12 protein-coding genes are annotated in these 11,642 nt (G+C 49.0%); 2 read left to right on the forward strand and 10 right to left on the reverse strand.

The window, feature by feature from the left end:
* A partial coding sequence (locus B3W37_RS15965) for a CoA transferase (RefSeq protein ID WP_483176414.1) occupies positions 1–494 on the forward strand: 494 nt, incomplete at its 5' end.
* A gap of 38 nt (positions 495–532) precedes the next feature.
* Entirely contained in the window at positions 533–1,885 is a 1,353-nt protein-coding gene (locus B3W37_RS15970) for an acetyl-CoA hydrolase/transferase family protein (protein ID WP_483176415.1), read from the forward strand.
* A gap of 284 nt (positions 1,886–2,169) precedes the next feature.
* Here B3W37_RS15970 and lysS read toward each other — a convergent pair whose 3' ends face one another.
* The 10 genes from lysS to nadA form a co-directional block, all read right to left on the reverse strand.
* Positions 2,170–3,645, reverse strand: a complete 1,476-nt coding sequence (gene lysS, locus B3W37_RS15975; RefSeq protein ID WP_483176416.1) for a lysine--tRNA ligase — start codon at positions 3,643–3,645, stop codon at positions 2,170–2,172.
* A 152-nt stretch (positions 3,646–3,797) separates the two neighbouring features.
* Positions 3,798–4,277, reverse strand: a complete 480-nt coding sequence (gene greA, locus B3W37_RS15980) for a transcription elongation factor GreA (protein ID WP_481042186.1) — start codon at positions 4,275–4,277, stop codon at positions 3,798–3,800.
* A 124-nt stretch (positions 4,278–4,401) separates the two neighbouring features.
* A complete protein-coding gene (locus B3W37_RS15985; protein WP_483176417.1) occupies positions 4,402–5,307 on the reverse strand; it encodes a hypothetical protein in 906 nt (301 codons plus the stop codon).
* Positions 5,300–6,211 (reverse strand): quinate 5-dehydrogenase, encoded by a 912-nt coding sequence (locus B3W37_RS15990; protein WP_481042182.1) that lies wholly within the window; start codon positions 6,209–6,211, stop codon positions 5,300–5,302. The genes B3W37_RS15985 and B3W37_RS15990 overlap by 8 nt, the downstream gene beginning before the upstream one ends.
* A 39-nt stretch (positions 6,212–6,250) precedes the next feature.
* Positions 6,251–6,781, reverse strand: coding sequence for a transcriptional regulator (locus B3W37_RS15995; RefSeq protein ID WP_481042180.1), 531 nt, complete (start codon positions 6,779–6,781; stop codon positions 6,251–6,253).
* A gap of 180 nt (positions 6,782–6,961) precedes the next feature.
* The gene (dusB, locus tag B3W37_RS16000; RefSeq protein WP_483176418.1) at positions 6,962–7,933 is read right to left on the reverse strand and encodes a tRNA dihydrouridine synthase DusB; all 972 of its coding nucleotides are present in this window, start codon (positions 7,931–7,933) and stop codon (positions 6,962–6,964) included.
* A gap of 2 nt (positions 7,934–7,935) precedes the next feature.
* Positions 7,936–8,709 carry a type III pantothenate kinase gene (locus tag B3W37_RS16005; RefSeq protein WP_481042176.1) on the reverse strand — a complete coding sequence of 258 codons (774 nt, stop codon included), beginning with the start codon at positions 8,707–8,709 and terminating at the stop codon, positions 7,936–7,938.
* Positions 8,710–8,770: 61 nt separating this feature from the next.
* Complete coding sequence (gene nadC / locus B3W37_RS16010) at positions 8,771–9,601, reverse strand: carboxylating nicotinate-nucleotide diphosphorylase (RefSeq protein ID WP_483176419.1); 831 nt, start codon at positions 9,599–9,601, stop codon at positions 8,771–8,773.
* A gap of 28 nt (positions 9,602–9,629) precedes the next feature.
* Complete coding sequence (nadB, locus tag B3W37_RS16015) at positions 9,630–11,231, reverse strand: L-aspartate oxidase (RefSeq protein WP_483176420.1); 1,602 nt, start codon at positions 11,229–11,231, stop codon at positions 9,630–9,632.
* 24 nt (positions 11,232–11,255) lie between these two features.
* On the reverse strand, positions 11,256–11,642 hold a 387-nt coding region (nadA, locus tag B3W37_RS16020), incomplete at its 5' end, for a quinolinate synthase NadA (protein ID WP_483176421.1).

Below are 11,642 nucleotides of genomic sequence, written 5' to 3' on the forward strand. Positions count from 1 at the left end.
TTAACGGCGGGTATGCTTTCTATAATGTGTATCAAGCGTCAGACGGAAAATACCTGGCTCTTGGCTGTGTAGAAGAAAAATTCTGGAGCAATTTCTGTAAAGTCATAAAGAGAGAGGAACTAATTCCGGAAATGTTTTCCGAAGAGCCCCGGCGATCGAAAATAATTGATGAAATAGCAGAAGTTATCAAAAGCAAAACCAGCTCGGAATGGCTTGAGGTTTTTCGCCACAGTGATGTTTGTATCACCAAAGTAAACAATTTAGAGGAAGCACTTAATAATCCTCATATCATGCAACGACAACTCTGGTTCATGCAAGAGTATTCGCCTGAAGGGCTGATCCCGCAGATGAATTTCCCGGTGAAGTTCTCGGAGAAAAATCTAGGATGGCGTACTCCTCCGCCACAATTGGGAGAACATACGGAGGATGTCTTGCTTTCAATAGGTTACAGTTCCAAAGATATCGAAGAGCTGTCTAAGAAAAAGGTAATCTAACTGGTTTGGGTATTTAATAAATGAAAAGAGGGATAAATATGAGTTCCAATAGTTGGAAGTCGGATTATGATAAAAAGCTCATTTCCCTTGATGAATTAGCTAACAAAATCCAATCTGGAGATACTGTTACAATAGGCTTCGGTGTTTCAGGCCCTTCAGGGCAGTTGACAGATGCTCTTCTCGACCGGAATCAGGAGTTGGAGCATGTACGCATTTGCGATGTTGTGTTAACGAAACCCAGTAAATTGACAGATCCGCAATTTATGACATCAATTGAGGGTAGAATCGACTACATGTCGGCTTTCTGTCTGAAGATAAGCCGCCGGATTTTTAAAGAACAAGTAGCTGATTTCTATCCTGTTCAGGGAGATGATGTTGCAGATAAACTACGCAACATAACCGACGTCTTTATTTTAATGGTAACACCCCCCGATAGTCGTGGTTATGTTAATTTTGGCTTATCAAACTTCTATCATACGGATATGATTCAGAATAGAAAAAAATCAGGCTTCCGGTTGGTAATCGGTGAAGTAAATGAGCAAATGCCGGTAGTGTTTGGCAATAATTGGGCTCACATTTCTCAGTTTGATTTCTTTTGTGAGAATTCAAGCCCTATTCCTACTTTACCCAAGATCATTCCAACCGACTTTGAAAAAGGATTTGCTAATTATGTTTTAGAATTAATAGATGATGGAGATACGATCCAAATGGGTGTAGGGGGCATTTCAGAAGCAGTGGTTGGTAATCTAGGCGAAAAGCATAATCTGGGTGTATTATCTGAAATGGCTCCTGCGGGTTTGGGTGAACTGATGGAAAAGGGAATTGTCACTAACGTTCTCAAGCCATATCACCGGGGGGTTAATATTGCAACGTTCTGTCTGGGAGATCAAGCGCTTTACGATTATGTCCGGGAAAATCCGGCCGTTGAGCTTCATCCTGCCAGTTATACTAATAATCCAACATTTATTGCCAGTCATCCCAATATGGTAGCGATTAATACTGCGATCATGACAGATCTCACCGGGCAAATTGCATCAGAAGGAATAGGACATAGGCACATAAGCGGCACCGGGGGTCAACTCAATTTTCAAATTGGCGCATTTTGGTCAAAGGGCGGTAAGGCCATTACTTTGATTCCTTCTTCAGCTAAACTGTCCGATGGCCGTATCATATCAAATATTGTGCCAGAGCTGCCCCTGGGAACCCCTGTTACCGTACCACGGACTTTTACCGATTATATCGTAACCGAGTACGGCGTTGCCCGCTTAAGATATAAGACCAGGCGACAGCGGGCTTTGGAACTCATTTCAATCGCTCATCCTGATCTTAGAGGGGAACTGCGCGATAGTATGAAAAAGAATTTCTATTTTCACACCAGGTCAACAGCATAGCTCATGCCTACCTTGAACCAAAGCACTGAGCCACCACTGGGTGAAGTTTTATACCATAATAGACGTGTAACGCAATGTTTGCATAAGCATTGCGTTACACAACTTTCACTTTTCTAAAATGTAGAATCCCGCATAATCAAGGTTCGTAGAACCTTAACGGTCAAACTCAGAGTCAATGATTACCGGTAATAAATAGGCTGTCCCCGAGAGTCGGAAGTCTCCAGGGACAGCCTGATATTTCCTATGAGCAGGTGTGGTTTGCCAAACCGCACCTTTTTTCTCGCTTATAATTCCCTGGGTCTGAGGGTGGGGAAAAGGATGACATCGCGTATCGATGGCGACCCGGTGATGAGCATGACCAAACGATCGATACCAATGCCCAGTCCCCCTGCAGGAGGCATGCCATACTCCAGGGCAGCAATATAGTCTTCATCCATCATATGGGCCTCGGCGTCTCCGCCGGCCCGTTTGGCGGCCTGTTTCATGAAACGCTGTTTTTGGTCAATCGGATCGTTAAGTTCGGAGAAGGCATTGGCGATCTCCCGCTGCATGATAAAGACCTCAAAGCGGTCGGTCAATTCAGGATGCTCACGGTTGCGTTTAGCCAGTGGCGATATTTCAACCGGATGGCCGTATACAAAGGTGGGCTGAATAAGCTGTTCTTCAACCCGGGCCTCAAAGACCTCGTTGATTATCTCACCCCGGGATGCCGTATCATCTACCTCCAGCCCCAGACTTCTAGCCTGGGTGCGGGCGGTCTCATCATCACTTATTGTACGGAAGTCCAGACCAGTATGTTCTTTAATGGCGTCAAGCATCTGCACCCGCTTCCAGGGTGTCGAAAAATCGATAATCTGTTCTTCAAATTCTACCTGCATGGAGCCATTGACTTTGAAAGCCGCTCTGCTGATCAATTCCTCAGTTAATTCCATCATGTCCTCATAGTCGGCATAGGCCTGGTACAGCTCCAGCATGGTAAATTCGGGATTGTGGCGGGTCGATATCCCTTCATTGCGGAAGTTGCGGTTGATTTCGTAGACTTTCTCCAGCCCTCCCACTAAAAGCCTCTTTAGATAAAGCTCTGGAGCCACCCGCAAGTAAAGATCCATATCCAAAGCATTGTGGTGGGTGATAAAGGGACGAGCTGTAGCGCCTCCCGGTATAGGTTGCATCATTGGAGTTTCTACCTCCAGGAATCCCTTGCTATCCAGATAATTTCTTATTTCCTTAACAACCTGACTGCGTTTGATGAATACCTCTTTGACCTCCGGATTGACGATCAAATCGACATAGCGCTGCCGATAGCGCAGTTCCACATCCTTAAGGCCATGCCACTTTTCCGGCAGGGGGTGCAATGATTTGGACAGATAAACCAAATCACTAACGTGAATACTGATTTCGCCCTTCTGGGTTTTGAAGACCTGACCTTCAATCCCGACCAGATCACCCATATCCATTTTTTTGTACAAATCATATTGGGCTTCCCCCAGATCATCGGCGCGAAAATACAGTTGAATTCTGCCGCTAATGTCCTGCAGATGCGCAAATCCAGCCTTGCCATGCCTGCGCTTGGACATGATGCGTCCTGCCACTCTGGCAGTCTGGTTTTCCCATTGCTCGAATTCGTCGACTATGGGCTTGGTAAAGGCATTACGTTCAAAACGATGGCCAAAGGGGTCCAATCCCAGGGACTTTAACTCTTCCATTTTTTCCAGGCGGACTTTTCTCAATTCGCTCAGGTTTTGCTCTTGCTCAGACATCAAGACACTTCCTCACATTTTGTTACCAGACCACAAGCCTTCGCTGCTTAAGCCCCGTAAAACCTGTCCCATACTCAAGCAAGGATAGACCGTACCGATCTATCCTTGGGTCAGGATATCATGGCTGCCTTAAAGAACAGCTAGCAAAGGCTTTATCTCTGCACGTTGGTTATCTTATATTCTATAAGTCCAGCCGGGGCTTCCACAGCCACAATAGCATCTACCGATTTGCCCAAAATAGCGGAACCTACTGGAGACTCATCCGATATTTTACCGTCTTTTAATTTGGATTCAACCGTTGAAACCAGGGTTACGGTCACATTTCGTCCGCTTTTCATTTCCTGCAGGGTGACCCGGGAGCCCAATGACACAACATCGGTGCGGATGTCATTATCCTCCATCAAACGGGCCTTTTTTAAGGTTTTCTCCAGGGTCAAAATCCTGCCCTCAATAAAAGCCTGTTCATTTTTGGCATCTTCATATTCGGAGTTCTCACTGATATCCCCGAAAGCGATGGCCTGTTTAATACGCTCGGCCACTTCTTCACGGCGGAACGATTTGAGGTGCTCCAGCTCAGCTTCCAGCCTGGCCAGACCTTCTTTGGTTAAAAGGACTTCTTTTTCTTCTGCCATGCCATTTCTCCTCATCTGAAACTTACTTAATAAAAGCGAGACTATGCTCGCTACTGCCGTGATGCCCAAAATGGCCACGGTTCAATGACATTACTATCTTATGCTTTATGGTATTATAATGACTTCAAATAGCCTTGTCAAGGAATAACTCCCACAATCCCAGCGAACTGGCGGACTTTTCTATCCGGATGAAATCCGGCGGCAATACAGTTTCGGCTGTGACAGTTTCCCGGGACGGCTGTTTGGCGGTAATTATTCCCAGGCATAATTCCATGATCGGGGCCAGGCTGCACAACCTGGCTTCAACGCCATGATTCTTGAGGTTGTTTTCTAAGACCGGGGCTATATTCTCGCTGCGATTGCCCAACTGCAGGCAGAAGACGTCTGGAGGAGAGATGGCCACAAAGCGATCCCGGGGGTCAAATATCACCACCAGGTCTCCTTTGCTCCAGCTCCGGGGGTTGAATAAGCTGGTGCTGACCGCCCTGCCGTTTTCATACATCATTTGGTGGGCCACCGGCTCGTAGCGGGCGGGCTGATAGCTTTGTATCGACAAAGGCACGTCAAAACGTGAGGCATAATCCACAAAATCCACCAGATCCTCATTATCGGTAGCGATTATGATTCTCTTGACAGCGTGACGGTTAAGGCTGCGGTTGATGTACGCGGCGGCCAGGGCTTTGATAAAATGGTCTCCGAAGATTATTTGCATATCCACCTGGGGTAAAACGAATCTGGGTTTTAAACGGCGGTCAACCGCCAGGGCGGGCAGATTAAAATCCCGGGTCACATCAATGGACTTACTCAGCATCTGCTGCTGCCGTTCTGGTTCCATGCTATTGAGATTGCCTTCTCCCAAAGGCAAAACCACATGATAACCGCGGGCATTGATGACTGGCATATCGATTAATCGAGCCACCCGGGGGGCGAATAAAAAAGGGGCTAATCTATCCAGAAGATATTTCTGATATACCAGCCCCCGCTTATCGCTTTGCATGAGATTAAAAAAGGCAAATTCCAGCTCAGACATCTTCCTTCTCCAGGTCTACCACACCTGGCTTCATGTTGAGTTCCTGCAGCATGTGGTAATAATCCTTGGGGGTTATCTCTTCAACAGTCTTGTTGATCAGGGACACCATCAAGGCCTCAATCACGTTAGTCCCAAAGGAACGCCCTCCCATGTTGGGTGTGGTGGTAATAACCTTGCTGATACCACGTTGTTTCAGAAGCCGCATGTCGTCGCGGGTAGTGGTGTTGGTAATGATAATCTGCCCATTGAGCTTTTCCGGCAGATAGCGTTTGATATAATTGAAGTCACCTGCAATTACATCTGCTTGATAATAATATTTTGAATGCTTGGGAATTATGACTTCCTGATCTTTGCCAGTGGGATAAAGTTTATCAAAGGGCATGCTTACAACAACCGGGGCCACCATGCGGCCTATCATTTTTAATGCCTTTAAAGATTTAAGGGGTATGGGAACATCCAGGGTATATATCAAATCCCCCAGAGTCAGGTTGGCCCCTACCTCTTCCAAGGCTTCAGCCATACCGAAGCGATCTGCCGCACTGACCATCAGTACCTTTTTACCGCGTAAATCCAAAATTCCGTCTTTCTGAATATCCAGAACACATTTGCGTTCCAGGGTATTCTTGAGCCCGCTCCCGTCCACCATGGGGGTCTTCCTGGCAACCAGCAGTTTTTTGGCGTCTTTTATCACGTACCGCTTGCCGGCAATATAAATATAAAGGTCGATGCCGCCCATTCCGAAAGCATCAACCTTGCCATCCAGATCCTTTATCAATTGAATAGCTTTGTCCCAGTCCCCATCGGTTCCAATCCGTTCGATCAGGAACTTTTCTCCCATAAACTCGGTTTCAAAGCTATGATCCCGTTTTGAAGACCCCAGGCTCACACTTACAATTCGTTTCAACAGAGAACCTCCTTCGTCTGCAGCATACCTTAGAGTTCTTTACCGTGCAGCTTTTACCGACCGTAAAATCTTTTTTAATAATTCAGGATCAACCCACTTATCTTCAGTAATAGGGGAAGTGCCGATTTCAATAGGAATCACCTGGGCATCAAGAATGTTCTCTATTAATTTCAAACGCGTATCGGAGCCGATCAGGATGACTATATCAAAATCGCGCGCTTTGACGATAAGATCCATCAATTCGTTGAGCACATCTTTGCCGCTGCGGTTGTTAACATAATCAAGACGTTCTTGCTCGGTCATCAAAAATATAAAATCGACACCTTCCTTTTCCAGAAGGTGCTCAATTTCACTTTTATTCTTGATGGGAAAGCCCACGCAGGCAATGGATTGACCCTTACGCAGTTCGCCGATCTTTTCCAGGCGGGAAATGAAAGTACGATCGATCATCAGCCGATCGGCGGTCTCTTGCTGGGAAAATCCGCGAGCCCTTAGGACCAGGGCCTTTTTAAGTGTCGATGATATCTTGTTCCAGCTCACGATTTTGTCTTGGATACGATAAAATTCCATGTCACTACCCCTTGAGCACAATATGTATACAATCTGCATTTATTCTAGCATTTTACAGGGCTTGGAGCAACAAAACCAACTAGCGGGACGATGGGCCGCGGGGACGGATCCAAACGACCCTTTGCTCAGAAAGCGCAACCTTTCCTGAGCCTGCCCTATGAGGAAATTTAAAATATGCGGTTATATAACTGTCGGGAGGGTGATGGAAGCTAAGGCTGCCAGAAGCTCTTCGCGGGTTGCGGCCTGATTGATGGCCCCTCGAACCCGGCCGGCTCCTCTCAGGCCTTTGCAATACCAGGCAAAATGTTTGCGCATTTCCCTGACTGCGGTGTACTCACCTTTAAATTCGATGGCCAGATCCAGGTGCTGCCGGGCAGCCATAAAGCGCTCGCTTAAGGTGGGCGCAGGCAGGACTTGCCGCTTTTCAAGCAGGGCCGCCGTCTCGCGATATATGAAGGGGTTTCCCATGGCACCCCGCCCGATCATTACCGCGTCACACCCGGTTTCTTCGATCATCCTCCGGGCGTCCTGGGCTGACCAAATGTCTCCGTTGCCGATCACCGGTATATGCAGCTGTTCTTTGAGGGCTTTAATAGCTGTCCAATCGGAGTGTCCGGAGAAAAACTGCTGCCTGGTGCGGGGATGCAAAGCCACTGCAGCTGCGCCCTCTGCTTCAGCCAGGAGAGCTATTTCCAGATAGTTGCTCTGCTTGTCGTCCCAGCCTTTACGAATCTTCACCGTTACCGGCACGGTCACCGCATCGAGGACAGCGTCAAGCAAATCGCGGACTAAAGCGGGATCTTTCATCAAGGCTGCTCCTTCCCCATTGCGCACTATCTTAGGGGTGGGGCAGCCCATGTTTATGTCGATAATTTGAGCGCCGAGTTTTTCTAGTATTCTGGCTCCTTGGGCCATAGCCCCGGGTTTTGAGCCAAAGAGCTGGGCCGCAACCAACCCCTGCTCGCCTTCCACAGCGGCCAGTTGCAGGGTTTTTTGCTGATTATATACCAGCCCCATGTCACTGATCATTTCCGTGTAGACCAGGCCGCAACCAAACAAGCGGGCCATTTCCCGGCCCGCCCTGTCTGTGACTCCCGCCAGCGGCGCGGCCACTACCCGATTGGGTACTGCAACATTTCCAATTGAGAACATGTTCAACTCCGGTTTAATTCGTATATTAGGCGCAAACCCTCCATGGTGAGGAGATCATCAATTACATCAATGCAGTCGGTTTCCCCGGCAATAGTACCGGCCAGCCCGCCGGTTGCCACCACCCGCGGTTCAAATTCCAATTCTTTTTTCATGCGGCTGATAATACCTTCCACCTGACCGACAAATCCATAAATAATACCCGCCTGTATACTGCTGATGGTATTCTTACCCAGCAGGCTTTTGGGTTTAACCAGTTCAACCCGGGGCAGTTTAGCGGCTCTTGACACCAGGGCTTCAGTGGATATTTTGATGCCCGGCGCGATTGCCCCCCCCAGATAATCCCCCTTCTGGCTTATCACACAAAAGGTGGTGGCAGTGCCGAAATCAACTATTATCAGAGGACCGCCGTATTTATGAAATCCGGCTACGGCATTGACTACCCGGTCAGCCCCAACCTCACGGGGGTTCTCGTATTTAATGGCCAAACCGGTTTTTATTCCGGCTTCTACTATCAGGGGTTTGCACTTGAAGTACTTGGCGCTCAGCCACTCCAATTCCATCATAACTGTTGGTACTACCGATGAAATAACCACCGCGTCAATCTGTTCCAGTTTCAATCCGTTTAAGTTTAAACAGAACAACTCGCTGATTATGATGGCGTACTCATCACAGGTGCGCATGGTATCGGTGCGAATGCGCCAGTGCCCCACCAGTTCCTGCTTACTATATACTCCGACGGCCATGTTGGTGTTGCCCACATCAAATACGCAGATCACAGTTATTCATCTCCTATCTTCATAAGACCGTTAAACCGGGGATTCAGCCGGAGGGTATATGCTAATAAACCTCTAAAAGATCAAAACTGATGTCAAGACTCTGTATAGAGTGGGTCAGGGCTCCAACGGAGATAAAGTCCACTCCGCTTCGGGCGACTTCTTCCAGGCGGTCTTCAGTAATCCCCCCGGACGCCTCCAAGAGGGCCCGCCCGGCAACTAACTCGACCGCCTTTCGCATGGTGGGAGTATCCATATTGTCGAGCATAATGATATCCGCACCGGCTTCTAGAGCCAAATTCAGCTGCTCCAGGTTTTCTACTTCAACTTCTATTTTTACGGTTATCGGCGCCGCCCGGCGCAAGGTTCGCACCGCATTCAGAATTCCTCCGCCGGCCACTATATGATTGTCTTTGATCATGACTCCATCATATAGCCCAAAACGGTGATTCCGGCCTCCGCCGATTCTTACCGCGTATTTCTCCAACTCCCGCAGTCCCGGGGTGGTCTTGCGGGTATCTATGATACGGGCAGGGTAGTTTTGAATTTTATCCGCCATCTTCCTGGTGCGCGTAGCAATCCCACTAAGACGCTGCAAGAGATTCAGAGCCACCCTCTCGCCGCCTAAGAGCGCGGTGGTCTTCCCGCTGATTTCCGCAATACGGTCCCCGTACTGCACCATCTGCCCGTCGGTGATAAAAGTCTGGCACTGGACCGCCGGATCTAAATAGCGAAATACCGCCTGATAGACCCCTGTTCCGGCGATTATGCCCTCGGCCTTGGCAACCAGCATCCCCCGGGCTTGCTGATCCGCAGGAACCAGGTTAAAAGTGGTTATATCCTGTCGGCCGATATCTTCCTGTAATGCCTGTTTTATTATAGTGTCTATATTCATGCTGCTTGAGTATTCCCCCTGTCATGGGCTAACAATTCATAAAACTCATTTCTTTTATCCAGCGCATATCGTCCCTTTCCGGATAATCGGAACGATAATGCCCCCCGCGGCTCTCTTTGCGCCACAGGCAGGCTTGAATGATAATACGAGCCAGTATCAACATATTTATCGTCTCATAATAACTCAGGATATCCGTATGGCGGTGCATAGCATTATAAAGACTGTCGATCTCCAGATAAGCCTGTTTAAGGCCGCTCTCATTTCTTATGATGCCCACATGATCCCACATAATATCGCGCAGCCTCATGCGCACCTCATCAGGCCTGAATCCTTCCTGGCCGGGGCGGAAAATCCAGCCCGAATCAAACTGGCGGTATATTTCCCCGCTGTCAACCTGACGGCGATACATGATCTCCTCAGCCTTGTCAACAATGCGCTGTCCAAATACAATCCCCTCTAAGAGGGAGTTGCTGGCCAGACGGTTAGCGCCGTGAACACCGGTGCAGGCTGCTTCACCGCAGGCGTACAGTCCTCTGATACTGGTCTCTCCGTTGGTATTGGTGCCAATGCCTCCCATGATGAAATGCGCTGCCGGTGAGACCGGGACATATTCCCTGGTGATGTCAACGCCCCTCTCCAAACAGGTCCGATGGATGTTGGGGAAGCGTGCCGGACCGTCAGGTATAACGGTCATATCCAGGTATACATATGGTTTTTCGGTGTTTTGCAGTTCATTCCAGATGGCCCGGGACACGATATCCCGCGGAGCCAACTCTAAGAGGGAATGATAGCGTTTCATAAAACGCTCGCCTTCGCCGTTGTATAGTATGGCCCCTTCACCCCGCACCGCTTCTGAAATTAAAAAGCGCTGCGATTCGTGACCGTATAATACCGTGGGATGAAATTGAAAAAACTCCATATCGGTGAGTCTACACCCGGCCCGGAAACAGGCTGACATCCCGTCACCGGTGGCCACATCCGGGTTGGTGGTATGTTTATAGATCTGCCCGGCGCCGCCCGTAGCGATGATCACGGCCCGGGCGCTGTAGATGACGCGCTCCCCTTTTTTAGCATCGAAAAACAACGCGCCAAAGCATTCACAGTTATCCTCATCAGTCAGTATATCCAGCAGAAACTGATCTTCCCTGATTTCGATCCCGCTGTTGAGCTTGCACTTCTCCACCAGGGCGCCTCTGATAGCAGCCCCGGTGGTATCGGCAGCATGCAGGATACGAGCTTTGCTGTGGGCCCCTTCACGGGCCAGAGAAATGGCGCCATTTTTCATGTCGAACTGCGCCCCGGCAGCTATCAGTTCCCTGACCCGATCCGGTCCTTCCCGCACCAAAACATCTACCGCTTCTATATTGCACAGACCGGCTCCTGCTTCGAGGGTATCCTCCAGATGAAGAAAGGGGGAATCTTCCTCATGTACTGCGGCAGCAATCCCCCCCTGGGCTAATCCGGTATTGGAATCGTCTATATGTTTTTTGGTAGCAACTATGACCTGCCCGTGTTGTGAAGCTTTCAATGCGGTAAAAAGCCCGGCGATCCCGGTTCCCACGATCAAAAAATCGGTCTTTAGAACCGGGGTGTCTTTCCCCAAATCTTCAATATACCGAGTGATTATCATTCTCTTACCCCCTGCCAGGCCATATTATGGCCGAATTGCCAGCATCTTTTCCAAGGCCTGGCTGGCTTTGCCCCTGATCACATCGGGGACGGTTATTTCATACTGGCTCTTTTCCAGACACGCTGCCAGTATGGGTAAGGTCACCAATTTCATGTCCGGACATTTAAAACCGCTGCGCGCGATATAGAATTTCTTGTCCGGGCAGTTTTTTTGCAGGGTATAGAGGAAGCCTTCCTCGGTGCCAATTATGAACTCCCGCTCCGAGCTGTTCTTCACGTATTCCAGAATCCCACCGGTAGAACAGACTGCATCCGCCATAGCAGTTATGTCCGGGGTGCACTCCGGGTGCACCACCAGTCTGGCACCGGGATGTTCCTGCTGGCAGGCCTGCACCTCCGCCTTTTCCAACTG

The sequence above is a fragment of the Syntrophomonas sp. UBA5494 genome (assembly GCF_002426325.1).

What these genes read in the sequence shown, in the direction of transcription:
- B3W37_RS15995 (WP_481042180.1), bottom strand. Translation starts at nt 6,781, where the DNA reads ATGGAATTTTATCGTATCCAAGACAAAATCGTGAGCTGGAACAAGATA.
- nadB (WP_483176420.1), bottom strand. Translation starts at nt 11,231, where the DNA reads ATGATAATCACTCGGTATATTGAAGATTTGGGGAAAGACACCCCGGTT.
- B3W37_RS15985 (WP_483176417.1), bottom strand. Translation starts at nt 5,307, where the DNA reads ATGTCTGAGCTGGAATTTGCCTTTTTTAATCTCATGCAAAGCGATAAG.
- lysS (WP_483176416.1), bottom strand. Translation starts at nt 3,645, where the DNA reads ATGTCTGAGCAAGAGCAAAACCTGAGCGAATTGAGAAAAGTCCGCCTG.
- dusB (WP_483176418.1), bottom strand. Translation starts at nt 7,933, where the DNA reads ATGTTCTCAATTGGAAATGTTGCAGTACCCAATCGGGTAGTGGCCGCG.
- B3W37_RS15970 (WP_483176415.1), top strand. Translation starts at nt 533, where the DNA reads ATGAGTTCCAATAGTTGGAAGTCGGATTATGATAAAAAGCTCATTTCC.
- greA (WP_481042186.1), bottom strand. Translation starts at nt 4,277, where the DNA reads ATGGCAGAAGAAAAAGAAGTCCTTTTAACCAAAGAAGGTCTGGCCAGG.
- nadC (WP_483176419.1), bottom strand. Translation starts at nt 9,601, where the DNA reads ATGAATATAGACACTATAATAAAACAGGCATTACAGGAAGATATCGGC.